Genomic DNA, 22142 nt, shown 5'->3' with positions numbered 1-22142 from the left:
CGCCGTTATGTCTCCGCGCGACGCATTTCTTGAGCTAATGGAATTGATGACACCGCGGATTGCAGTCCTTGGTTGCGGATATTGGGGCTCGAACCATATCCGCACCCTCAAGGCGCTTGGCGCCCTCCATGCCGTTTCGGACGCCAACCGCGCCCGCGCGGAAGGCTTTGCGAGCGAGCAGGATTGCCTGGCGATCGAGCCGGACGATCTTTTCGCGCGCCGCGACGTCGACGCGATCATCGTGGCGCTGCCGCCGCAATACCACGCCGATACAGCCATCCGCGTGGTCGAGAACGGCAAGGACGTGCTGGTCGAAAAGCCGATCGCGCTGACCGTGGCGGACGCCGAGCGCTCGGTGCTGGCCGCCGAAAAGCATGGCCGCATCTTCATGACCGGGCATGTGCTGCGCTTCCATCCGGCTTTCGAGAAGATGAAGGAGCTGATCGACAAGGGCGAGCTCGGCGATGTGAAATACATCCACTCGCATCGCCTCGGCCTTGGCAAGTTCCACACCGAAAACGATGCGCTGTGGGACCTCGCGCCGCACGATCTGTCGATGATCCTGGCGATCACCGGGACGGCGCCGATCGAGGTGCGAGGCGAGGGGGCGGCGCTGCTCGACCACCTCTCGGATTTCGCGCATCTGCACATGCGCTTTCCCAATGGCCTGAGAAGCCATCTGTTCACCTCGCGGCTCAATCCCTATCGCGAGCGCCGGCTGACCGTCGTCGGCACCAAGGCGATGGCGGTGTTCGACGATGTCGAGCCGTGGGAGCGCAAGCTCGCGGTCTATCGCCATGCCGTCTGGCAGGACAGCGGACAGTGGGCGTTCACCGCCAACGAGCCGGCCTATGTGCATGTAAAGCAAGGCATGCCGCTGACGCGCGAGCTGGAGCATTTCCTGCACTGCATCGCGACACGCGCGGCGCCCCGCACCAGCGGCGAGGAGGCGATCTCGGTGCTGCGCATCCTGACGGCGGGCACCGTCATCCACGATTGATCTCAGTTGGCGCTGCGGGGCCAGAACCACCAGGTCAGCAAGCCGGCCGCGGCGAGCCAGACGGCGACCACGAGCAGTGCGCCCGCCCGGCTGTTCGGCTGCGTTTCCAGCTTGGCCGCCGTCGCGCGGAATTCATCCATCAGTTCGGCGGGCACCAGCCTGGCCGCGATCCATATGCCGGCCGGTACGATCAGCAGATCGTCGATGTAGCCGAGAACCGGGATGAAATCGGGAATGAGGTCGATGGGGCTCAAAGCGTAGGCGGCCACCAGCGTGGCTATGGCTTTCGCATACCAGGGCGTGCGCGGGTCGCGCGCGGCGAGGAATAGGGCGATCGCATCGTCCGTGATGCTTTTCGCCCAGCTTTTGAGGGCGGCAAGCATCGGCCCGCCCGCTTCTATTCCGCGGCGATGCGCGCCGGCTTTGCTGCAAGTCGGGTCAACATCGCCTCGGCTTCCGCGGCGCGCTCGGAGCGTTCGATGAAGCCGCCGCCCAGAACGCGCGCGTCATTGCCGTCGTCGGTATAGAGCACGCAGGCCTGGCCCGGCGCTATGCCGGACTCGCCGTCCGCAAGCTCCACCCAGCTTGCGCCACCGTGATGATGCAGCATCGCCGGGCGCGGCGGGCGCGTCGAGCGCACTTTGGCGAAAAGTTCCAGCCCTTCCGACGGAATGGCGTCGAGCGCCATGTCGCCCAGCCAGTTCACGTTACGAAGGTAGATCTTGTGGGTCTCCAGCGCCTCGCGCGGCCCGACGATCACCCGCGCCCGTTCGGCGTCGAGATGCACCACGTAGAGCGGCTCGCCCGAGGCGACGCCGAGGCCGCGGCGCTGGCCGACCGTATAGCGCAGAATTCCGTCATGGCGGCCGAGCACGCGGCCGTCTATGTGGACGATGTCGCCGGGCGTCGCCGCCGTCGGCTTGAGCTTGGCGATGATGTCGGAATATTTGCCCTGCGGCACGAAGCAGATGTCCTGGCTGTCCTGCTTGGCGGCGACGCTCAGGCCGAGTTCCTCGGCGATAGCGCGCACCTCCGGCTTTGACAGGCCGCCGAGCGGAAAGCGCAGGTAATCGATCTGCTCCTGCGTGGTCGCGAACAGGAAGTAGCTCTGGTCGCGGTCGGCGTCGACCGGGCGGTAGAGCGCCCGGTGCGCGCCGTTAGCCTTGCTGCGGATGTAGTGGCCGGTCGCAAGTGCGTCGGCGCCGAGTTCACGCGCGGTCTCCAAGAGATCGGCGAACTTCACCGTCTGGTTGCACGAGACACAGGGGATCGGCGTTTCGCCCGAAACATAGCTCTCCGCGAAGGGCTCGATCACCGACTTGCGGAAGCGCTCCTCGTAATTCAGCACGTAATGCGGAATGCCCAGCGTCTCCGATACACGGCGGGCGTCGTCAATGTCCTGACCGGCGCAGCAGGAGCCGGCGCGGTGGGTCGCTGCGCCATGGTCGTAAAGCTGCAGGGTTACGCCGACGACATCATAGCCCTCGCGCTTCAGGATTCCGGCCACGACTGAGGAATCGACGCCGCCCGACATCGCCACGACGATGCGTGTGTCTTCAGGCCGTCCCGGCAGATCCAGGCTGTTCATCGAAAGGCGTTCCATGTTCCAAATTTGGGCGCTTCATGCCAACGAAGCCAATATAGGTCAAGCAAGCGCAAAGCGCCACTTTTCGGGCCGGATCACAAGCCGTTGCAAACAAAAGGCTTTTCCGGAGGCGCGGGTCAGATGCCGACCACAGCGGCCGCTAACGAAGGATTCACCATCATTACCCAACGCTTACCAGGCGTTTAGGCAAATTTTAAAGCTGTTGGGCTATTCTTGCCGGGATTGGGTCTTTGAGTTTTTGTAGAGAGTACTATGACCGATCTGGTTAGACCGCGTGTCAAATATGTGATTGGGCCAGACGGCAGCCCGCTTACCATCGCCGATCTTCCTCCGACGAACACCCGCCGCTGGGTCATCCGCCGCAAGGCGGAAGTGGTCGCCGCAGTCCGGGGCGGCCTGCTCAGCCTCGAGGAAGCCTGCCAGCGCTACAAGCTCACGACCGAAGAATTCCTCTCCTGGCAGGCCTCGATCGACGAATACGGCCTTGCCGGCCTGCGCACCACGCGCATCCAGCAATACCGGCACTGAGTGGCTGAACGTAAAGCACGCCGCCCAACGCTGGCGTTCCTTCCCCGCCGCCTCTCACGCCCTCACTTTGTCTTCGTTCGATCCCGGCCGCCTGGACAAGCGACGCAATGCCGTAACAGGTGGTCCGCGCGGAGTAGTCGTCGCTCGCCGCGGAGGCTATGCTTGTCGGTGACTGCATCCGCCGTTGGTGGGAGATTAGGATGCCGACACTCGAAGTCGATGGCGTCGATCTTCAGTACGAAGTGTATGGCGATGGGCCGCCGGTTCTGTTCATCCATGGCAGCGTCACGAACGGCGAGTTGACCTGGCCGGCGCAGCGGCCGCTCGCCGACAGATGGAAGCTGATCATCATCGATCGACCGGGTTATGGGGCGGGTTCGACGCCCGAGCGCGAAGACTTCGCCGCCGACGCCAGGCTGATCGCCAGGATTCTCGACCGGCTGGGACAGCCCTGGGGCGCGGATCGCGTTCATGTGGTCGGGCATTCCTATGGGAGCGTCATCGCCCTGCTTGCCGCCGCTCTTCGCCCCGAGGCCGTCCGTTCGCTGACAGTGATCGAGCCGCCGGCGTTTGGCGTCGCGTCCGGTTCGACCGCGGCCGATGAACTCGTGGCGCGCCTGAAGGACCACTGGCGGAATGGGCCGCTTAACGACCCTCCGGCATTCCTGCGCCGGTTTGTCGAACTCGTCGGTTCCGCGGCACGATTGCCAGACCCGCTTCCGCCGCCGCTGGCGCGGGGTGCGGCGATGCTGGTTGTCGAGCGCGGACCGTGGGAGGCCGACATCCCGCTCCGGCAACTCGCCGATGCGCCCTTTCCGAAGCTGGTTGTTTCCGGCGGGCACAGCGCCGCCTTCGATGCCGTCTGCGACGTGCTTGAGCGGGAACTGGGAGCCGACCGCGCCGTGATCGCGGGTGCCGGGCACAGCGTTCAACGAACAGGCGAGCCCTTCAACCGGCGGCTGGATGCGTTCATGACGGCGGCCCAGGGCTGATAATAGATTGGGGCGATCGCGGCCGGGACTGTCCGGCGGGGCCTCGCGAGCGTCGGCTCCCGCAGGCGCCCTTCTCAGCCGATCATGGCGCTGCGGCTGTCGCTGTCGATCTCGCGCATTTTGCCGTCACGCGATTCCAGCATCTCCGCCTTGGAAAGCTCCGCTTCAGCTTCGGCGAGTAATGATTCGGCGACGCTTCGCTGCTGGGCGAGGTCAGCCTGTGAGTTTATCAGATTGTCCCTGCGCAAGCGGGCGGCTTTGGCGAAGGTTGGGTATGCAAAATGGTTGATGTCGGTGATGCCGGCCTTCTTTTCCTCGGCGTTGATCTGGAAATCCAGTTCGCCGGCCATGCGCTCGAATTCGGCGATCATCATGTCGAGTTGAAGCAACTGCCGGCGCTTCTCGTTCACCTGAAACTGTTTCAGCCGAACGAGGTTTTCACGTGACTTCATGACCTGTACTCCCGGAGACGCAAAACTCTGAACAAGCAGCCCTACCCACAAAAAAGACCCTGCCGCAAACGGCCTGGCCAGCCTGCGCCACCATAGGAAACGAATTCCTAAGATTTTTCGGCGCCGGTAACCATTCGTTTACGGGCATTGTTAATCATACGGGTCAGGACTTAAGGCCCGGTAAAAATCCGGGTGCAAAGCTGAATTGCCGGCGAGGGTGAATCGCATGAATCACTTGAAGCTGTTTGTTCACGTGATGCGTTAAGGGCTGGTCGTTGGGATTCGTCATAAGATTCAAGAGAATGTATCCGATCGTTAAAAAATCTGGTATCGCTTTGCGGGCGGAATTAGATTTTGTTAACCATTCGGTGGCAGCCTCAGCTCACAGCAATCGCTGCTCCGGCACCGGATGGAGTGCCAAATGGTCCGGCGGCAGAAAAGGGGAATGAAATGCGCGTTCTGCTGATAGAAGATGACAGTGCAACCGCACAGAGCATCGAGCTGATGCTGAAATCGGAGAGCTTCAACGTCTATACCACCGATCTCGGTGAAGAAGGCGTCGATCTCGGTAAGCTTTATGACTACGATATCATTCTCCTTGATCTTAATTTGCCTGATATGTCGGGCTACGAAGTCTTGAGAACGCTTCGCCTGTCCAAGGTAAAGACGCCGATCCTGATTCTCTCTGGCATGGCCGGCATCGAGGACAAGGTTCGCGGCCTCGGCTTCGGCGCCGACGACTACATGACCAAGCCGTTCCACAAGGACGAGCTCGTCGCCCGCATCCACGCCATCGTGCGCCGCTCCAAGGGCCATGCGCAGTCCGTCATCACAACCGGCGACCTGGTGGTCAATCTCGACGCCAAGACCGTGGAAGTCGGCGGCCAGCGCGTGCATCTGACCGGCAAGGAATACCAGATGCTGGAGCTGCTCTCGCTGCGCAAGGGCACAACGCTGACCAAGGAAATGTTCCTCAACCACCTTTACGGCGGGATGGACGAGCCGGAACTGAAGATTATCGACGTTTTCATCTGCAAGCTGCGCAAGAAGCTCGACGCGGCCTCCGGCGGGCAGAACTACATCGAGACGGTCTGGGGCCGCGGCTATGTGCTGCGCGAGCCGGAAGAGATCCGCGAAAGCGCCTGATTACCAGGGAATAGTGAATAGCGAGTAGAGGGTGAACCTTTGCTCGCCGTTTTTCTATTCGCTACTTACTACTCGCTATTCGCTTTCTCAGGCGGCTGCCTGGAGACTGCGAAAGCGCTCCAGCAACTGCGGCCGGGTGAACGGCTTAAGTATGTAGCCCTGAGCGCCGGCGCGTTTGGCGCGCATGATGGCGCCGACGTCGATCTCGATCAGGCAAACCGCAATCTGCGGCTTGACCGGGCTTTCGATGGCGCGAATGCGGCTGATCACTTCGGAAGTCGGCATATCGGGCAGGGAGCCATCGACCACGATGATGTCGGGCATGTCGGCCGCGCACATTTCGATGGCGTCGAGGCCGGTCGCCGCTTCGATCACCACCATCTCCGGACCGCCCAATATGCGCTTGGCGACCTTGCGGATCACGCTGGAATCGTCGACGAACATGCAGCGTTTCATGACACGGTCCCCTTTGAGCATGATCCCGAAAAGTCGCGGACTCTTCGGCCAGCAAACCTACCCGCGACCAGGCCAGGCAGCGGTTTTGACCGTCGGACGATATCCCAACCCGGTAAAGAACCGGACAAAAGGTTAGGTAAACTTAGGGTAAAGCCGCGTCGTGACGAAACGGCGGCGAGCGCTGATCAGGCGGCCGTGAAGACGATCTCTTCGGCCGTGGCGTGGATCGAAATCTCCATGCCTGATTCGCGCGCCAGAAGCAGCGTATAGTAAGGCTGCACCGAATGCGCGTCGATCGGTTCCTCCGGCTTTTGCCCGGAATGCAGTTCGAGGAATTTCGGCGGCACGCGCAGCATCGGCCCCGAGGCCGAAATCTGGAATTTCGGCTCCGTCTCGACATCGTCCAGCGTCACGCCGATCTTTCCGCCGCGCGGAATGGCCGCCAGCGCCACCAGGATCAGGTTTAACAGCAGCTTGACCTTGTTCTTGGGCAGGAGCGCGCGGCGGCCGGACCATGTGAGCTCGGGCTTTTCGTTGCGCAGGAAAGCGGTGGCGACGGCTTCCGCATCACCGGTGTCGATGACCATGCCGGCGGAACCGGCGGCGCCGAAGGCGATGCGGGCAAATTGCAGGCGCGCCGAGGCGTTGCGGGCGCTGGTGCGGATCAGCTGCATGGCGTCGGCATCGGCGCCGCCCTCATCCAGCAGCTCCAGTCCGTTGTTGATCGCGCCGACCGGCGAAATGATGTCGTGGCACACGCGGCTGCACAGAAGTGCTGCCAGATCGGCTGCTGAAAGCGTGAAAAGCTCGGCCATCAATGTATCCCTGCGGCAATTAAAATGGAGGCACGAGCGAATTCTGTCGCACCGGGTGGCGAATCAGGCCGTCCCACCCCGCCTCCTCGTTACACAGCGCTGTCGCGCGCATCAACAAATCAGGAAATGTTCATCGTTAAACGGTTGCTCCATAGGGCGAAAACCGCCCTTCGAAAAGGGTCGTTAAGCCACCGAAGCGCCATCTTCGTATGAAGGCTTAATGCTTGGAAAAGATTTACGGCATAGTTTTGGTAAATGGCGTGGCAAGCGACCGCCAAAGAGTTGCAGCGCGCCGAGGCGTCGGCGAAAACGCTCCCGGACGGAGATTTGCAAGCATGTTTTCCCGACTTTACGACCGGAGCGTTCTCCGGCTTGCCGCGCTGTTGTTGGCACTGACAGGCATCCTGACTGTTTCGACGGGCCAGTTGCGTGCGCAGGAATATTCCGCGCAGGAAATCGTCGATTCCGGCCACCGCTTCTTCGGTGCGACGTCCGGCGGCCTTGCGACCGTTATCGAGAAGATATTCTCGTCCTATGGCCTGCCCAACGGCTACATACTGGGCGAGGAGGGTTCCGGCGCACTGGTCGGCGGCCTGACCTATGGCGAAGGCACGCTCTACACCAAGAATGCCGGCGACCATAAGGTGTTCTGGCAGGGCCCCTCGCTGGGCTGGGATTTCGGCGGCCAAGGGTCGCGCAACATGATCCTGGTCTACAATCTCGACGATGTTCCGAACCTCTATAACCGCTTCGCGGGCGTGGCCGGCTCGGCCTATGTCGTCGCGGGCGTCGGCTTCAACGTCTTGAAGAACGGCAACATGCTGCTTGTTCCGGTGCGAACCGGCGTCGGCGCGCGGCTCGGCATCAATGTCGGTTACCTGAAGCTGACGGAAAGGCCGACCTGGAATCCGTTCTAGCGCTCGGGTCGGAGCGCCGGTTGCCGCCGGCGGGCATTCCGGCATATTGGTTGCAGCGCGGAGGCGGCGTTTTGCGCGCCGGCAAGCCGCTCCAACCAGAGTTCGTGACCCGACGTGATCCAGTCCATCCTGTTCTTTGCACTCGGCTTTCTCACCGCCGGCTTTCTCGCGCTTCTGGCCGCGCCGGCGTTCTGGCGGCGCGCCGTCAACCTGACCCGCAAGCGCGTCGAGGCCTCCATGCCGATGACGCTCGACGAGATCCAGGCCGACAAGGACCGGATGCGGGCGGAATTCGCCATGTCGGCGCGGCGGCTCGAGATGAGCGCGCAGGCGCTTCGCGAGAAGAATGCGGCACAAGTCATCGAGATCGGCCGGGGTCGCGAGGAGATCAAGGCGCTCAACGCCGTGATCACCGAAAAGAACCGCGAGATAACGGCGCTCGAAACAGCCGGCGAAGCGCTGCGCACCGAATTGCGGCAGCAAAGCAACGACATGCAGCGGCTGTCGGCCAGGCTCGCCGAAACCGACAATGTGCTGAAGCAACGGACGGCGGAGATCGAAAAGCTAGGCCGCATGTATGACGACGCCAGCTTCTCTTCGAGCAGCCGCCAGATCGAGCTGGTGGCGCGGGAATCGGAACACGAGCAGCTCGGCAATGAAGTCGTCCAGTTGAGGAGCAAGGCGGAGCAGGCGGAGAAGCGATACCAGGAAAGGGAACGCGAGGCCGCCACGCTGCGCGACGCGCTGAGGACCGAGGCGCGGAAGGTCGACGGCCTCGAAAGGAAGATCGCCGGCATGCTTTCGACACTCGCCGAGCGCGAGGAAAAGCTGGAGCACAGCGGAAAGGAACTGGCGCGCCTGCGCGAGGAACTGGCGCGCGCCACCGCCGCGGAAAACGAAAAGATCGAAAAGCCCGCCGGCCGCGAGCGGCTTGAAAGCCGCCTGACGGCGCTGACGCGCGAAAACCGCAAGCTGAAGGCTGATCTCAAGGCGACGGCAACCGCCAAAGGTGGCGATGACGAAATGCTGCGTGAGCGGATAGGCGAGCTGGCGGCGCAGATGGTGCATCTGACCAGCGTTCTCGAAGGGCAGGGCTCGCCGATCGCGAAGGCGCTGTCGTCGCCGACGCCCGATAGCGGCCAGGGCGCCGGCGCCAAGAAGACCAGCCTTGCCGACCGCGTGCGCGCCGTGCAGAAAGCGGCGTCAGCCGGCTGATTTCTCCAGTTCTGCCAGTTGGTGCAGGGCGATCGCCGAAGCCGCGGCGACGTTCAGGCTGTCGAACCCGCCGGCCATTGCGATGCGCACCGTGTTCAGGCGGGCAAGCAGCTTTTCCGGCAGGCCCTCGCCTTCGGCTCCGAACCATAGCGCCGCTCGCCCGCGCCGTTCGACATCGCGCAGGTCGGCTTTGCCTCGTGGCGAGAGGCCGTAGAGTTCGAAGCCGCGCCGCGCCATCGCGTCGGCGAGGCCATCGGCATCGTCCGCTACCGCGAAGGGGATTTTGAGCACGGCGCCGACCGAAACCCGGATCGCCTTGCGGTAGAGCGGATCGCAGGAGCTCGCATCGAGGATCACTGCAGCGGCCCCGAACGCCGCCGCGTTGCGGAATATCGCGCCGACATTGTCGTGATTGGCGATGCCTACCAGCACGACGACCAGCGCCCGCTCGGGCAGTTCGTCAAGCAGTTCCTCCGGCGCTTGCGGCGCCCGCTTGCGGCCGATGGCCAGTACACCGCGATGGATGTGGAAGCCCGCGATCGCGTCCATCACCGGGCCGGACGCCACATAGACCGGCATGTTGGCGGGGGCCAGCGCCAGGGTGGCTGCAAGACCGGGAAGGCGGCTTTCAAGCACCAGAACGGATTCGGCCGCAAAGCGCCGGGCCGAGAACAGCACGTTCAGCACGACCTTGCCTTCGGCCACGAACCGGCCCTGTCTTCCGGCAAGATCGCGTTCCCTTATGTCGAGATAGGGCGCGACCCGCGGATCTTGCGGGTCGGCGATGTGGACAGGGTTCATACCAAATGTTCGCGCGCGATCATCCGGCGGATAATCGGCGTCGGCCCACAGCGCCGCGCGTCCGTTGGGACGCGCAAAGGACTCTGCAAGTCTTTGAATCCGCGCATCGTGCTTTCCGAAAATCGAATCCTATTTTCGGGCCGATGCGCGGCCGGCGTCAAGTCTCCGCCAACTGGTGCTCCAGGCGCTCCGAGTGCTTGCCGTTGGCCTTGAAGCTGAAAATCCCGTCCAGCGTGCCCAGGAGCTGACGCACTGCGTCGGAGCGGCAGGAGTAGTAGATCATCTGGCGGTCGCGGCGCGTCTCGACCAGATGGACGCTGCGCAGCTTCGCCAGGTGCTGCGAAAGGGCCGATTGGCTGAGAGAAACCTTTTGGGCGATCGCGCCGACCGACATCTCGCCTTCGAGCAGATGGCTCACGATCACCAGCCGCTTCTCATTGCCGAGCAGCGTCAGCAGTGCCGCGGCTTGCTCGGCGTTCGCGATAAGCTGTTTCGAAATCATGATGCCCCACAATCTTTGCTCATTTCAGACGCCATGGGGGCAATAACGTCGGAAAGCCAAGCCGGACGTGCGCAGCGCGCTCTGAATCATCCGGCCATTACTGATTCAACCTAGAAGCATTCGACGCAAATCTCAAGGTGGCACGGACGTCTCCTCTCTAACTCCAACTCCCAGCGCGGCCCTTCCCGCCTTGGCCATTTCCACCAGGATTTTCCTGAGTTCGCCCGCATCCGAAAGCGGTTGCGGGAAGAATATCCGCCGGACCTCGTCGCCGGAGGCGATGTCCACGCCGTCGGCGTCGAAACCGGTGACCCGCCATCCCTCGCCGGATGCGTTGGCGAAATGCCGGGCATAGACGCTGATGGCGTCGAGATGGTCGGCATTCATGTGGTCGAGCGCCGACTGCTCGCTCTCAGCGAGCGCGTCGAGCGCCGGGCTGTCGGTCAGCAGATCCGCGGCCGTCAGATTGTAGGCCTTGCCGAAGCCGCCATTCAGGCTGCCGCATTCGATTTCGAGCCGGAACAGCGAGAAGTCGCCGAGCCCGACATAGAGCTGCGCCTTCGGGTTGCGGTTGAGGTAGCGCCGCTCGGCGCGCGCCTGCTGCGGCGTGTCGCGTTCGAGGCGCCCTGCGCGGCAAACCAACGTGATGCGTGGGTGCGCGAGAGGATCGCCCTTGCCAGGCTCGCCGAGCAGCAGCGAACAGCGCGGATCGGCGATGATGGCGCGGGTATGGGCCGACAGCATCGAAACCAGGATGAGCGGCGAGCCGTCAATGTCTGTCGCGACGCCGACGCGGCTCGCCAGCGGCGCGCCGGTCTCCGGATCCAGCACGGCGATGGCGCCGTAGCGTGCCGACCGGATCAGCGTCCTGGCCAGCCGGATCGCATCCGCATCCGTCGGCCTGATGACATCCTTGGTCTTTTCCAATGCCGGCCTTCATCAATGTTGATGAGCTTTGTCCAGTTATCCTCCGACAATACCCGCCTTGGCAAGGGCCTCGATGTCATCAGGCGAAATTCCCAGGCGCTCCAGCACCGCTGCCGTGTTCTCCTCGTCGGACGGTGGCGCGGCGGTCTCGGAGGGCGTGCGCGAAAAACGCGGCGCGGGGGCAGGGCGATCCAGCGTTCCCGCCCTCACATGTACGCCCCGCGCAAGGTTGTGCGGGTGCTGCGGCGCTTCGCAGAAAGAAAGCACCGGGGCCACGCAGGCGTCGGTGTTCTCGAACAAGGCAGCCCATTCGTCACGGGTCTTTTCGCCGATGCGCCGGGTGATCGCCTCGCGCATGCCGTCCCACATCGACCTGTCGTACTGAGCGGCCGCAAAACGCTGCTCCAGCGGCAGCAATTTGGCGAATTCGGCAAAGAACTGCGGCTCCAGGCAGGCAACCGCGACATGCTTGCCGTCGGAGGTTCGGTAGGTGTCGTAGAAGGGTGCGCCCGAATCGAGCAGATTGGAGCCGCGCCGGTTGGTCCAGAAGCCGGCGGCCATGAAGGCGAAGAAGGGCGCAGCCAGCATGGATGCGCCGTCCACCATCGCGGCGTCGACCACCTGGCCCTTGCCGGACCGCGACGCCTCGACCAGCGCCGCCAATATGCCGGCAATCAGGAACATCGTGCCGCCGCCATAGTCGCCGACAAGGTTGAGAGGCGGCACCGGCTTGCCCTCGCGAGGGCCGATGGCGTGCAGCACCCCGCTATAGGCAAGATAGGTGAGATCGTGTCCGGCGCGGCCGGCGAGCGGGCCTTCCTGTCCGAACCCGGTCATCCTGGCGTAGATCAGCTTGGGATTGCGGCGCTGCGCCTCTTGCGGACCGATGCCCAGCCGCTCCATCACGCCCGGCCGGAACCCCTCGATCAGCACATCCGCCTTTTCGAGAAGCCGCAGGACGAGCCCTATGCCCTCGGATCGTTTCAGGTCGAGCTTGAGGATGGAACGGCCGTGGCGGTCGAGATCGTGTTCGGGCGGCAGCGCCAGAAATGCCTTGCCGCTCGCCATGCGCTCAATGCGGATGACGTGCGCGCCCATTTCCGAAAGCATCAGCGCGGCCAGCGGCGCCGGACCCAGCCCCGCCATCTCGACGATCGTCAGCCCGGCGAGCGGGCCGGGTTTTGCATCGCTGCTGCTGCCGTCACCCATGGTTTCGGCTGTCCAGCCTCTACTTCGGCGCCATACGGATCGCGCCGTCGAGACGGATCACCTCGCCGTTCAGCATCTGGTTCTCGACGATGTGCAGCGCCAGCGCGGCATATTCGGACGGCTCGCCGAGGCGTGGCGGGAAGGGCACGGACGCGCCGAGCGAATCCTGCACCTCCTGCGGCATGCCCATCAGCATCGGCGTCTTGAAGATGCCGGGTGCGATGGTCATCACGCGGATGCCGGAGCGGGCAAGATCGCGCGCCACCGGCAGCGTCATGGCGACCACGCCACCTTTGGACGAGGAATAGGCGGCTTGGCCGATCTGCCCATCGAAAGCCGCGACCGACGCGGTGTTGACGATCACGCCGCGCTCGCCGCCTTCCAGCGGCTCCTGCTTCGCCATGCGGTCGGCAACCAGGCGGGTCATGTTGAAGGTGCCGATGAGGTTGACTTCGATCACCCGGCGATAGCTGTCGAGCGGGTGCGGGCCGTCCTTGCCCAGCGTCTTGGCGCCGATGGCGACACCGGCGCAATTGACCAGGATACGCGGTTCGCCGAGCGCCTGCGCCGCCTCCGCAATCGCCGCCTCGGCGCCCTCGGCGCTGCTCACATCGCAGCGGATGGCGACGCCGCCGATCTCGCGGGCGACTATCGCCGCGCGTTCCATGCCGATGTCGAGCACGGCGACTTTCGCGCCTGCCGCAGCCAACGCGCGAGCCGTCGCCTCGCCCAACCCCGAGCCGCCGCCCGTGACGATTGCGGTTTGTTCCTGCGGTTTCATGAACGGCTCCCCTATTTGTATTTTCTGTGTTTTTGCATGCTAGGGAGGCGGCTACTACGGCGCAACTGCCTACGCTTTCTCAAGGTCTCTTACCCGGTCGGCATGCGAGACTTCGCCGGTCAGCGCAGCAACAGCGCCGGGCGTGAATTCCACCGCCAGCAGCCGATCGAGATCGACAGGGCGCGGCATCGAGATCTGGCCGCGCGGGATCCTCTTGAAGCCGAGCGGCCCGTAATAGGGTTCGTCGCCTACGAGTACTACCGCGCCTGCGCCCGAATTTTTCGTCGCCTCCAGCCCCATCGCCACGAGCTTGCGGCCGATGCCGATGTTCTTGTAGGCCGGGCGCACCGCCAGCGGGCCGAGCAGCAAAGCGCGCCCTGCGCCCGCCGCGATCCGCGTCATGCGAACCGATGCTATGACTGCGCCGTCATGCATCGCCACGAAAGACAGGCTGCGCTCATGCGGCCCGCCTTCGCGTATCTTGTAGGCGGCGCGCGTGAAGCGTCCCGGCCCGAAGGCCTCGGCGTTGATGATTTCGATTTGGGAATCGTGCGCCGGCTGCTCCGGCATATAGATCGTGTCGGCAAAACTCATTTCGTTCACATCCGGTCGAGGAGGGAATGGGTCGGCTGCGCGCGGCAGCCCGTCGCAATCAGCGCTTTCTCAAGCGCGGGCGCCCATTCGTCGTCGGTCGAACCGGATATGTGTGAAGCATTTTGCCATCGGAACGACCGGCTAGCATCATTTTCGGGCCGCGTCCATCCGCGATTCTCTCGCAGAAGTGACGATCCGTTCACCCCCGAAAGGTTTCCGCTTCGCGGCATTGCACACTACATCGGAAGGGAACAGCCAAGGAGACTGACGATGGGATTGCTGGTCGACGGCAAATGGAGCGACCGCTGGTACGACACCGGGGAAAGCGGCGGCAAATTCGTGCGCACGGAATCGCAATGGCGCGACTGGATCACCGTCGACGGTGAGCCGGGGCCGGGCCGCAGCCGCGGCTTCAAGGCCGAGCCGGGTCGTTATCACCTCTACGTCTCGTTTGCCTGTCCCTGGGCGCACCGCACACTGATTTTCCGCGCCCTGAAGAAGCTCGAGGACGTCATCTCGGTCTCGGTCGTCCACCATTTCATGGGCAAGGACGGCTGGACCTTCCGAAAGGAGGACGGCGCGACCGGCGACACGCTTTATGGTCTCGATTTCCTGCACCAGATCTACACGAAGGCCGACCCCGCCTATTCGGGTCGGGTGACCGTGCCGGTCCTGTGGGATAAGAAGGGCGAGACGATCGTCAACAATGAATCTTCCGAGATCATCCGCATGCTCAATTCCACCTTCGACGAATGGGGCGACGGCTCTCTCGATTTTTATCCGCAGGCGCTGCGAGGCGAGATCGAAGCGGTCAACGCGCTAGTCTACCCGCAGGTCAACAACGGCGTCTATCGCGCCGGCTTCGCGACCACGCAGAAGGCTTACGAGGAGGCGTTTGCCGAGCTGTTTTCAGCGCTCGACACGCTGGAGGACCGGCTTTCGCGGCAGCGCTATCTGGCCGGCGACCGGATCACCGAGGCGGACTGGCGGCTGTTCACCACGCTAGCGCGCTTCGATCCGGTCTATGTCGGCCATTTCAAATGCAATCTGCGCCGCATCGCCGACTATCCGAACCTGTCCAACTACCTGCGCGACCTGTTCCAGGTTCCGGGCGTTGCGGCGACAGTCAACATGCTGCACATCAAATCGCATTATTACCGCAGCCACGAGACCGTCAATCCGACGCGGATCATCCCGGTCGGGCCGGAGCTTGACTATTCCGCGCCGCATGATCGGGCTCGGTTCGGCTGATCACCAGAACGGCGAGACCGGTTCGCCGCCGAAGACCTCAGCGATGCGCCGCCTTGTCGCCGGCGTGGTTGCTTCCGGCAGGTCGTCGAGCCGAAAGAAACGGGCCTCGGCGATTTCACGATCGGGCAGTTTCGACCCTGACCAACTGAACTGCCGGATCAGATAGAGCGCGACGTGGTCGCGCCGGCTCGCTTGCCGGTTGAAGTGCAGCGACCGCAACTCCGGCGGCGCGGTCAAGGAGACATTGCCTTCCTCGACGAGTTCGCGCTCCAGCGCCTCCAGCATGGTCTCGCCCAGCTCCACGCCGCCGCCTGGCAGTTGCCAGCCGGGCACATAGGTATGGCGGATCAGGAATACCGAATTCGACGCTTCATCGTGGACCAGGCCGCGAACGCCGAGCGTCATTGGGCGGCGCAGCAGGAAGTAGAAATGGAACAGCCGCCCGCGCAGTCCAGGCCACCCAGTTTGCCGGAACGGATCGTTTGTTTCGATGTTGGGCATCAGGCCGCCATCCACGGGTGGAAAGGCAGGCTTCGGTATCCTACAAGGGCTGAATGTTCAGGCTTGCGCATCTTTCCGACGTTCATCTGGGGCCGCTTCCCGATGTATCCTATCGCGAACTCGCGTCCAAGCGCATGGTCGGCTACGTCAACTGGCACCGCAACCGCCGCCGGGTGCTGACCGAGGGGGTTCTGGGCGCGATCGTGGCCGACATGCAGGCGTCGCAGCCCGACCACCTCGCCGTCACCGGTGATCTGGTCAATCTGGCGCTCGACGCTGAGATCGAACTGGCGCGGATCTGGCTGGAGACGCTCGGAAAGCCCGGCGACGTGTCGGTGGTGCCGGGCAACCACGACGCCTATGTGCCGGGCGCCTTCGACAAGACCTGCCGCGCCTGGGGCCCTTGGATGACCGGCGACGGCGCCAGTCCGCCGACCGATCGCCATGGCTTTCCCTATATGCGCGTGCGGGGGCAGGTGGCGCTCATCGGCGTGTCGACCGCGCGCGCCACGGCGCCGTTCATGGCAAGCGGCTTCTTTCGCGAGGACCAGTCGCACCGACTCGGCCGGATGCTGGACGACGCGGCCAAACGCGGCCTGTTCCGGGTAGTGATGCTGCACCATCCGCCGGTGCGCGGCGCTGTGCCCCAGCACAAGAGGCTGTTCGGCATAGGCTGCTTTCAGACGGCCATGCAGAAGCACGGCGCCGAACTGGTGCTGCACGGCCATTCGCATCTGCCGACGCTCTACTGGATCGGCGGCCGCGGCGGGCCGGTACCGGTTGTCGGGGCCGCCGCCGCCGGCCAGTCGCCGGGCGATTCCAAGCCGGCCGCCCAGTACAATCTCCTCGACATATCGGGAGAGGCAGGCGCCTGGTCCGTCCGGCTGACGCGGCGCGGCCTGACGGGAACGGCCCTGCCGCCCTCCGATATCATGTCGGTGGATCTGACGCCCGAAGCACGGATTGTCGAGCGGACTTAGGACTTAGAAGGATGCTCTAGAAGCCGATCCCCATCGCCGCGAGACGGTCCCACAAAAGGGCGACCGAGACGGCCAGGCCGACCAGTGCGCCGGCGACCACCAGCCCGAGCCCGGTCAGGAAAGCCGACCAGCCATTGCGCCTGGTGCGCAGCGGCTCTGCAGCTTCGCCCACGGAGGACTTCAGCACTCCGGCGACAGCCGGCTCGGCGCTGCCGTCCATCATGCGTTGGCGCTCGACGAGACGCTCCGCCACATAGCGGGTCACCTGATCGGCCACCGGCTTCATATCGGTCGATTCGGCGAGCACCACGCGGCCGACACGCGTGTCCTTCAAAAAGCGGTAGGTGCGGCGGTCACGGCCCATGGTCACATGGCTCGTCGCGTCGATCCACAGGCGAGGCTGCAGGCCGGATGATACTGCGAAATCGAAAATTTCGACATCGGCGGGCACTTCGGCAAAGACCGGCGCCAGTTCGGCGGCAAGCAGGTCGAGCCGCATACGGCTCGCCTCGCGCATTTCCACCACCACGTCATCCCGGTCTGCGGCCGCGTTCTTCACGTCGCGGATCGCATCGGAAAGCTTGCGCGCATGCTCGATGGGCGTCACGTTTTCGCCTGCGTCACTCATGGTCCGCTCCAACCGCAAGGGGCTCTTAAGGAACTGTTAACATAAACGGAGCGCGAAAACAGCCAGCGTTGGGCCAAACGCCTTCAAACCCGGAGTTTCGGCCAGTTGCAGCGCCCCGGCGTCAGCCGACAGTGCGGCGAATGACAACGACCACCCGCTCGGGCGCTTCTTCCGGCAGCATATGGCCGAACCCCTCGGCGGTATGGAGCGAAAATTGCGATGGCAGCCCTTCCGTCTGGCTATAGGGCAGCAGCGGATCGGCCGTTCCCCACATTACCGAGACAGGCATTGCGAGCGCCGCAAGCGTTTCGCGCGAGATCACGCCCTGCCTGTCGTCGCGACTGATCTCTGCGGCAATCCTGGCGAGCATTTCCGACTGCCCCGGCTGCCGCCGCATCTCGGCCAGCACTTTCACCGCATGGTCGGGCGCCGCGCTCGACTGCCCCGACATTGCCGCCAGGCAATCGCGGATTTCGTCAGGCTCGACCGCCGCGCCGTAGCGGCGCAGGAGCGCGCCATTGATCTCCGGGCCATAGCCGCCGGGGGCTAGCACCGTCAGCGAGACGACGTTTTGCGGCCTCGCCGACGCCAGCAGCGTCGCGACCACTCCGCCGAAGGAATGGCCGACGAGATGGAATTTCTCGATGCCGCGCGCATCGAGATCAGCGGAAATGGCGCGCACGGCGATCTTGGCCGGCCCGGCATCAGGCCAGCCGAGCGAGGCTCCGTGGCCGGGCAGATCATAGGCGATGGTGCGTTCCGGCGAGAGCGCGCCGGTTATGGGTCGCCACAGGCCGTGGCAACTGCCGAAGCCGTGCAGAAAGACGATCGGCGCGGCACTGTCGCCATCCTCGCGGGCAAAGAGCCTCAACTCGGACCGCCCAGGCCGGCATGGCGAAGCGCCTCGAGCAGTTTGTCCGTCATCTCCGGCGGATATTTGCCGTTGACGAAGAAGGCGCGGGGGTTGCTGGCGAATTCAGGAAACTCGGCCACAAGTTCGTCGAGGAGTTGCTTGGCCAGTTCCGGCTTTCCGGCACAATCGGCGGCGATGGCGCGGACGGCGATATAATGCCCGCGCTTGGCGGTCACCAGGGCTTCGGCGGCGCGTTCCGATCTGGGCATGTCGTCCAGCATGAACCGCGCCAGGAACAGCCCGTAATCCCACCAGCTCGGATGCGCGCTCGAGGCCTCGACCGCGCGTTCCATGATCGGCGCGCCCTCGCGGTAATTGCCCGAAAAGATCAAGGCGTAGCCATAGGCGGCCGCCATCGACAGGTCGTAGGTGTTGAGTTCGTAGGCCTTGCGCATCCAGCGCGTCGCCTCTTCGGAGTTGCCGATGCGCTGGTTCAGGAAGCCGTAGGAGCGGTGGGCGTAGGGGCTGGTGGCGACCATCTGCACCGCGCGGTAGCCGAGCGCCAGCGCCTGATCGGCCGTCGCGGCGGGCGGGTAGCGGTAGCCGTCGCGCACCGCCTCCATGTGCAGCGAGGCCATCTCGGCGTAGATGAGCGGCGATTTGGCGTTGTCGCGGGCGAGCTTTTCGAAGCAGCGGTAGGCTTCGGCGTGCTTCTCTTCGGTTTCGGCAAGGTAGTAGTCGTCATTGAGCAACAGGCAGGCGGTCAGCCCGGTCTGGATGCCCAGCTGGTCGATGTGTCCGTAAATGGTGCCCGAGGCCGGAACGGTCGAGCTCAGAATGTCGGCGATGGTGTCATCGAGCTTGGCAGCGGCGACATCGGCCGCCGGCAACACCCGGGACAAGAGGACCTTGCCGCTGGCGCTGTGCTGCAACTCCACCAGCACGTCGCCTTCGGCAAGGCCCGCGCCGACCACGAACACGAATTGAAGCGGATTGCCCCGGTCGCTCTCGGCAATGTCGCGGCCGATGAAGTCGACCGTGTCGAAGCCGGACAGGCCAGTGCGCAGCACGGAAGCGACGCGCGTCGGTCCCTCGGCGTCGGAGGTTTGCGAAATATAGACGGGCGGCAGTGCTTCGAGGGCGGCCAGGCCGGCTATGCTGCTGGTCTCGGCCGGTACGCCCGCCGCGGCCGAAACCTGATCGCCGGGCGCCGGTTCGTTGATGCGGTAGACCAGGAAGCCGAGCATCAGGATGATGACGGCCATGGCTCCCCAGAAGAGCTTGAGCTGCCGCATCATCTGCGCTCCCGATGGCGGCGAGGCGCCTTCAGCGGCCAGGGCCAGATCGATGTCGTGGGCCGGCTCCGTCTGCTCTTCCACGGGCGTTTCGAGGATTGCCGCCGGGTGCCGGTCCGGGTCTACCTCATAGGCCGGGACATAGCTGCCGCGGGGAACCGTGATTCGTATAGGCTCGGCCGCTCCTTCCGTGGAGTAATAATGCGCCAGCAGTTCCCGCAACCGGCCTGCCTGCACCCGCACCACCGCGTCGGTCGACGGGTCGAAGTCGGCGTCCTTGCCGAACACATCGACCGCGATCGCGAAACCTTTCAGCCGGTCGGCATGGCCCGCCTGTTCCTGTTCGACGAGATAGCGCAAGAGATTGCGAGCGCGTTCCGACCGTCCGAAGGTCTCGCTGGTGAGGATGCGCTCCAGCGTTTCGCGCACTGCGGGGGCGGCAGGCGTGTTATGTGGCAAGCGTCGAACCTTTCGAGACCGGCACGAACGACCGATCATAGCGCCGCCTGCCGAGTTGGCACAAGCGCGCATGGCCCGATCGGCAGTGTTTCCCCCGCCCGAATTAGGTCCGGGCGGGGCTACGATTACAATCGGTTCAAGTTATGATCCGATTGGCGGCGGAAATCACGGCCTCAAGCGAGGCTGCGACGATGTTGGTGTTGATGCCCGCGCCGAACAGCCGACCGCCCGGATGCTCGACCTCGACATAGGAGATCGCCGCCGCGTTGGACCCGCGCTGCATGGAGTGCTCGGAATAGTCGAGCACCGACATTTCGAGGCCGATATGCCGCGAAAGCGCGTCGACGAAGCCGTCGATCGGTCCCGTGCCGCTGCCGGTGATGGTCACTTCCTTGCCGCCGTCGAGAATCACCGCCTCGATCACGCGCCGGCCCTTGTGCTCGGTATCGGGGAACGTCTGGTGGTCGACAAATTTCAGCCGCGCTTTCGGCTGGTCGACGTAAAGCTCGAGAAAGCGGTCGTAGATGCGCCGCGACGGCACCTCCTTGCCCTCGACATCGGTGATTTCCTGGATGTCGCGGGAAAACTCGACCTGCAGATTGCGCGGCAGGTTCAGCCCGTAATCGGCCTGCAGCACATAGGCGATGCCGCCCTTGCCCGATTGCGAGTTGATGCGGATGATCGCCTCGTAGCTGCGGCCGACATCCTTCGGGTCGATCGGCAGATAGGGCACCTCCCAGAGCGGCGTGTTGGCCTTCTTGATGGCCTTCATGCCCTTGTTGATCGCATCCTGATGCGAGCCGGAAAACGCCGTATAGACGAGTTCGCCGACATACGGATGGCGCTCGGGGATCTTCATCTGGTTCGAATATTCGAACACGTCCTTCATCCGGTTGATGTCGGAACAGTCCAACTCCGGGTCGAGGCCCTGCGTGTACATGTTGAGCGCCAGCGTCACGATGTCGACATTGCCGGTGCGCTCGCCATTGCCAAACAGCGTGCCCTCTACGCGGTCGGCGCCCGCCATCAGGCCGAACTCGGTCGCGGCGATCCCTGTGCCGCGGTCATTGTGCGGGTGCAGCGAGACGATCAGATTTTCGCGATTGTCGAGATTGCGGCACATCCATTCGATCTGGTCGGCATAGATGTTGGGCGTCGCCATCTCGACGGTCGCCGGCAAATTGATGATGAGCTTGTTGTCCGTCGTCGGCCTGACTATCTCGGCGACGGCATTGCAGATTTCCAGCGCCACTTCGAGTTCGGTGCCGGTAAAGCTTTCGGGCGAATATTCGAATCGGTAGCCGCCGCCGGCTTTGGCCGCCATGTCCGTGATCATCTTGGCGGCGTCGGTGGCGATCTGTTTGATGCCGCGCACGTCCTTTTCGAACACGACGCGGCGCTGTAATTCGCTGGTCGAATTGTAGAAGTGCACGATCGGATTCGTGGCGCCCTGGAGCGATTCGAAAGTCCGCGTGATGAGTTCCGGCCGGCACTGCACCAGCACTTGCAGCGACACGTCATCGGCAACGCCGCCTTCCTCGATCGCCCAGCGCGCGAAGTCGAAATCGGTCTGCGAGGCCGAAGGAAAGCCGATCTCGATTTCTCTGAAGCCCATATCGAGCAGCAGCTGGAACATGCGCGCTTTGCGGTCGTGACCCATCGGGTCGATCAGCGCCTGGTTGCCGTCGCGCAGGTCGACCGAGCACCAGATAGGCGCCTTTTCGATGCGCTTTGACGGCCATGTCCGGTCGGCGAGGCCGATCGCCGGATAGGGTTGGTATTTGCGTGCCGCGTCGGGCATGCCCTTCATGGCGCGGATCTCTTCTCGTACATTCATCTCAATTCTCCCGGCGCTCCGGCTGCTAAGCCCAGGACAGCGCCTTCAGTCAACTGTTCCGTGGATGGTTGCAAGGAGCATGCGCCTCAAGCGGCAGATCGACCGCCGGGCGCTCCTTCAGCGAGCCCGGCGATCGCCGATAAGGCCGAGAAGCAGCAGGGCAGAAGAGAGGGTGCGCGCGGTCTCGCCCGCGAAAGCGGTGCGGACGGAACGAATGTTCGAGCGCGAAGACATGAATCAGCGTATACAAGAGTGGCGTACAGGGGACAAGTGGGGGACGGAGCCTTCGTGACGGAGGCTTCGCCGATAGGGCTTCACACAGCGGTCCACGATATGTGGCGTTTTGTTGCGATGCAACATGATTGTTGCAATGCAGCATGGCTTGTGTAAGCTCGTC

24 protein-coding genes are annotated in these 22142 nt (G+C 63.8%); 8 read left to right on the top strand and 16 right to left on the bottom strand.

All coding sequences use genetic code 11. The features are described from left to right. Positions 1–46: 46 nt before the first annotated feature. Positions 47–1000 (top strand): Gfo/Idh/MocA family protein, encoded by a 954-nt coding sequence (locus G6N73_RS24195; RefSeq protein ID WP_165032368.1) that lies wholly within the window; start codon positions 47–49, stop codon positions 998–1000. 2 nt (positions 1001–1002) lie between these two features. Here the strand turns inward: G6N73_RS24195 and G6N73_RS24190 are convergent, their stop codons facing one another. Then, positions 1003–1383 (bottom strand): YkvA family protein, encoded by a 381-nt coding sequence (locus G6N73_RS24190; protein ID WP_165032306.1) that lies wholly within the window; start codon positions 1381–1383, stop codon positions 1003–1005. A gap of 14 nt (positions 1384–1397) precedes the next feature. Beyond that, the gene (gene mnmA / locus G6N73_RS24185; RefSeq protein WP_165032304.1) at positions 1398–2588 is read right to left on the bottom strand and encodes a tRNA 2-thiouridine(34) synthase MnmA; all 1191 of its coding nucleotides are present in this window, start codon (positions 2586–2588) and stop codon (positions 1398–1400) included. Positions 2589–2858: 270 nt separating this feature from the next. On the opposite strand from mnmA, the gene sciP reads away from it, so the two are divergent. Next, complete coding sequence (gene sciP / locus G6N73_RS24180; RefSeq protein WP_006203587.1) at positions 2859–3134, top strand: CtrA inhibitor SciP; 276 nt, start codon at positions 2859–2861, stop codon at positions 3132–3134. 200 nt (positions 3135–3334) lie between these two features. Further along, positions 3335–4126 (top strand): alpha/beta fold hydrolase, encoded by a 792-nt coding sequence (locus G6N73_RS24175; RefSeq protein WP_165032302.1) that lies wholly within the window; start codon positions 3335–3337, stop codon positions 4124–4126. 74 nt (positions 4127–4200) lie between these two features. Here G6N73_RS24175 and G6N73_RS24170 read toward each other — a convergent pair whose 3' ends face one another. Next, positions 4201–4578: a flagellar export protein FliJ gene (locus tag G6N73_RS24170; RefSeq protein ID WP_165032300.1), complete on the bottom strand. Its 378-nt coding sequence runs from the start codon at positions 4576–4578 to the stop codon at positions 4201–4203. 450 nt (positions 4579–5028) lie between these two features. Between G6N73_RS24170 and ctrA the strand changes: the two genes are divergently transcribed. After that, positions 5029–5724, top strand: a complete 696-nt coding sequence (gene ctrA / locus G6N73_RS24165) for a response regulator transcription factor CtrA (protein ID WP_008835512.1) — start codon at positions 5029–5031, stop codon at positions 5722–5724. 87 nt (positions 5725–5811) lie between these two features. On the opposite strand, the gene G6N73_RS24160 is transcribed toward ctrA, so the two are convergent. Beyond that, positions 5812–6180 (bottom strand): response regulator, encoded by a 369-nt coding sequence (locus G6N73_RS24160; protein WP_165032298.1) that lies wholly within the window; start codon positions 6178–6180, stop codon positions 5812–5814. A gap of 185 nt (positions 6181–6365) precedes the next feature. After that, positions 6366–6995, bottom strand: a complete 630-nt coding sequence (gene chpT, locus G6N73_RS24155) for a histidine phosphotransferase ChpT (protein WP_165032296.1) — start codon at positions 6993–6995, stop codon at positions 6366–6368. A gap of 335 nt (positions 6996–7330) precedes the next feature. Here chpT and G6N73_RS24150 point away from each other — a divergent pair, with 335 nt between their 5' ends. Both G6N73_RS24150 and G6N73_RS24145 read left to right on the top strand, forming a co-directional pair. Next, positions 7331–7912 (top strand): DUF1134 domain-containing protein, encoded by a 582-nt coding sequence (locus G6N73_RS24150; protein ID WP_165032294.1) that lies wholly within the window; start codon positions 7331–7333, stop codon positions 7910–7912. A gap of 114 nt (positions 7913–8026) precedes the next feature. Further along, the gene (locus G6N73_RS24145; RefSeq protein ID WP_165032292.1) at positions 8027–9127 is read left to right on the top strand and encodes a coiled-coil domain-containing protein; all 1101 of its coding nucleotides are present in this window, start codon (positions 8027–8029) and stop codon (positions 9125–9127) included. Here G6N73_RS24145 and G6N73_RS24140 read toward each other — a convergent pair. The 6 genes from G6N73_RS24140 to G6N73_RS24115 all read right to left on the bottom strand — a co-directional run bounded on the left by G6N73_RS24140 (position 9116) and on the right by G6N73_RS24115 (position 13941). After that, complete coding sequence (locus G6N73_RS24140) at positions 9116–9928, bottom strand: TrmH family RNA methyltransferase (protein ID WP_165032290.1); 813 nt, start codon at positions 9926–9928, stop codon at positions 9116–9118. The genes G6N73_RS24145 and G6N73_RS24140 overlap by 12 nt on opposite strands. Before the next feature lie 157 nt (positions 9929–10085). Next, on the bottom strand, positions 10086–10430 hold the full coding sequence (locus tag G6N73_RS24135) for an ArsR/SmtB family transcription factor (RefSeq protein ID WP_165032288.1): 345 nt from the start codon (positions 10428–10430) through the stop codon (positions 10086–10088). Between the two features lie 132 nt (positions 10431–10562). Beyond that, positions 10563–11357 (bottom strand): HugZ family pyridoxamine 5'-phosphate oxidase, encoded by a 795-nt coding sequence (locus tag G6N73_RS24130; protein ID WP_165032286.1) that lies wholly within the window; start codon positions 11355–11357, stop codon positions 10563–10565. A 36-nt stretch (positions 11358–11393) separates the two neighbouring features. After that, positions 11394–12566: a CaiB/BaiF CoA transferase family protein gene (locus G6N73_RS24125; RefSeq protein WP_165032284.1), complete on the bottom strand. Its 1173-nt coding sequence runs from the start codon at positions 12564–12566 to the stop codon at positions 11394–11396. 19 nt (positions 12567–12585) lie between these two features. Beyond that, positions 12586–13347 (bottom strand): SDR family NAD(P)-dependent oxidoreductase, encoded by a 762-nt coding sequence (locus tag G6N73_RS24120; protein ID WP_165032282.1) that lies wholly within the window; start codon positions 13345–13347, stop codon positions 12586–12588. Between the two features lie 69 nt (positions 13348–13416). After that, the gene (locus G6N73_RS24115; RefSeq protein ID WP_165032280.1) at positions 13417–13941 is read right to left on the bottom strand and encodes a GNAT family N-acetyltransferase; all 525 of its coding nucleotides are present in this window, start codon (positions 13939–13941) and stop codon (positions 13417–13419) included. Between the two features lie 270 nt (positions 13942–14211). On the opposite strand from G6N73_RS24115, the gene G6N73_RS24110 reads away from it, so the two are divergent. After that, the gene (locus G6N73_RS24110; RefSeq protein ID WP_165032278.1) at positions 14212–15192 is read left to right on the top strand and encodes a glutathione S-transferase family protein; all 981 of its coding nucleotides are present in this window, start codon (positions 14212–14214) and stop codon (positions 15190–15192) included. On the opposite strand, the gene G6N73_RS24105 is transcribed toward G6N73_RS24110, so the two are convergent. Further along, the gene (locus tag G6N73_RS24105; RefSeq protein ID WP_165032276.1) at positions 15193–15693 is read right to left on the bottom strand and encodes an NUDIX domain-containing protein; all 501 of its coding nucleotides are present in this window, start codon (positions 15691–15693) and stop codon (positions 15193–15195) included. A 53-nt stretch (positions 15694–15746) separates the two neighbouring features. Between G6N73_RS24105 and G6N73_RS24100 the strand changes: the two genes are divergently transcribed. Beyond that, positions 15747–16673 carry a metallophosphoesterase family protein gene (locus G6N73_RS24100; protein ID WP_165032274.1) on the top strand — a complete coding sequence of 309 codons (927 nt, stop codon included), beginning with the start codon at positions 15747–15749 and terminating at the stop codon, positions 16671–16673. Between the two features lie 16 nt (positions 16674–16689). Here G6N73_RS24100 and G6N73_RS24095 read toward each other — a convergent pair whose 3' ends face one another. The 4 genes from G6N73_RS24095 to leuA form a co-directional block, all read right to left on the bottom strand. Continuing rightward, positions 16690–17301 (bottom strand): hypothetical protein, encoded by a 612-nt coding sequence (locus tag G6N73_RS24095; RefSeq protein WP_165032272.1) that lies wholly within the window; start codon positions 17299–17301, stop codon positions 16690–16692. Between the two features lie 121 nt (positions 17302–17422). Next, positions 17423–18172: an alpha/beta fold hydrolase gene (locus tag G6N73_RS24090; protein WP_165032270.1), complete on the bottom strand. Its 750-nt coding sequence runs from the start codon at positions 18170–18172 to the stop codon at positions 17423–17425. After that, positions 18169–19908: a tetratricopeptide repeat protein gene (locus G6N73_RS24085; protein WP_165032268.1), complete on the bottom strand. Its 1740-nt coding sequence runs from the start codon at positions 19906–19908 to the stop codon at positions 18169–18171. Before G6N73_RS24085 ends, G6N73_RS24090 begins: the two co-directional genes overlap by 4 nt. Before the next feature lie 136 nt (positions 19909–20044). Further along, the gene (gene leuA, locus G6N73_RS24080; RefSeq protein ID WP_246252516.1) at positions 20045–21745 is read right to left on the bottom strand and encodes a 2-isopropylmalate synthase; all 1701 of its coding nucleotides are present in this window, start codon (positions 21743–21745) and stop codon (positions 20045–20047) included. Between the last annotated feature and the right edge of the window lie 397 nt (positions 21746–22142).

Source organism: Allomesorhizobium camelthorni (genome assembly GCF_011045125.1).
GTDB lineage: Bacteria > Pseudomonadota > Alphaproteobacteria > Rhizobiales > Rhizobiaceae > Allomesorhizobium > Allomesorhizobium camelthorni.
This window is presented reverse-complemented; position numbering and strand designations above follow the sequence as displayed.

Excerpts from the sequence above, each read along its gene's own strand:
- G6N73_RS24195 (WP_165032368.1), top strand. The coding sequence starts at position 47 with ATGACACCGCGGATTGCAGTCCTTGGTTGCGGATATTGGGGCTCGAAC.
- G6N73_RS24190 (WP_165032306.1), bottom strand. The coding sequence starts at position 1,383 with ATGCTTGCCGCCCTCAAAAGCTGGGCGAAAAGCATCACGGACGATGCG.
- mnmA (WP_165032304.1), bottom strand. The coding sequence starts at position 2,588 with ATGAACAGCCTGGATCTGCCGGGACGGCCTGAAGACACACGCATCGTC.
- sciP (WP_006203587.1), top strand. The coding sequence starts at position 2,859 with ATGACCGATCTGGTTAGACCGCGTGTCAAATATGTGATTGGGCCAGAC.
- G6N73_RS24175 (WP_165032302.1), top strand. The coding sequence starts at position 3,335 with ATGCCGACACTCGAAGTCGATGGCGTCGATCTTCAGTACGAAGTGTAT.
- G6N73_RS24170 (WP_165032300.1), bottom strand. The coding sequence starts at position 4,578 with ATGAAGTCACGTGAAAACCTCGTTCGGCTGAAACAGTTTCAGGTGAAC.
- ctrA (WP_008835512.1), top strand. The coding sequence starts at position 5,029 with ATGCGCGTTCTGCTGATAGAAGATGACAGTGCAACCGCACAGAGCATC.
- G6N73_RS24160 (WP_165032298.1), bottom strand. The coding sequence starts at position 6,180 with ATGAAACGCTGCATGTTCGTCGACGATTCCAGCGTGATCCGCAAGGTC.
- chpT (WP_165032296.1), bottom strand. The coding sequence starts at position 6,995 with ATGGCCGAGCTTTTCACGCTTTCAGCAGCCGATCTGGCAGCACTTCTG.
- G6N73_RS24150 (WP_165032294.1), top strand. The coding sequence starts at position 7,331 with ATGTTTTCCCGACTTTACGACCGGAGCGTTCTCCGGCTTGCCGCGCTG.
- G6N73_RS24140 (WP_165032290.1), bottom strand. The coding sequence starts at position 9,928 with ATGAACCCTGTCCACATCGCCGACCCGCAAGATCCGCGGGTCGCGCCC.
- G6N73_RS24135 (WP_165032288.1), bottom strand. The coding sequence starts at position 10,430 with ATGATTTCGAAACAGCTTATCGCGAACGCCGAGCAAGCCGCGGCACTG.
- G6N73_RS24125 (WP_165032284.1), bottom strand. The coding sequence starts at position 12,566 with ATGGGTGACGGCAGCAGCAGCGATGCAAAACCCGGCCCGCTCGCCGGG.
- G6N73_RS24120 (WP_165032282.1), bottom strand. The coding sequence starts at position 13,347 with ATGAAACCGCAGGAACAAACCGCAATCGTCACGGGCGGCGGCTCGGGG.
- G6N73_RS24115 (WP_165032280.1), bottom strand. The coding sequence starts at position 13,941 with ATGAGTTTTGCCGACACGATCTATATGCCGGAGCAGCCGGCGCACGAT.
- G6N73_RS24110 (WP_165032278.1), top strand. The coding sequence starts at position 14,212 with ATGGGATTGCTGGTCGACGGCAAATGGAGCGACCGCTGGTACGACACC.
- G6N73_RS24105 (WP_165032276.1), bottom strand. The coding sequence starts at position 15,693 with ATGCCCAACATCGAAACAAACGATCCGTTCCGGCAAACTGGGTGGCCT.
- G6N73_RS24100 (WP_165032274.1), top strand. The coding sequence starts at position 15,747 with ATGTTCAGGCTTGCGCATCTTTCCGACGTTCATCTGGGGCCGCTTCCC.
- G6N73_RS24095 (WP_165032272.1), bottom strand. The coding sequence starts at position 17,301 with ATGAGTGACGCAGGCGAAAACGTGACGCCCATCGAGCATGCGCGCAAG.
- leuA (WP_246252516.1), bottom strand. The coding sequence starts at position 21,745 with ATGAATGTACGAGAAGAGATCCGCGCCATGAAGGGCATGCCCGACGCG.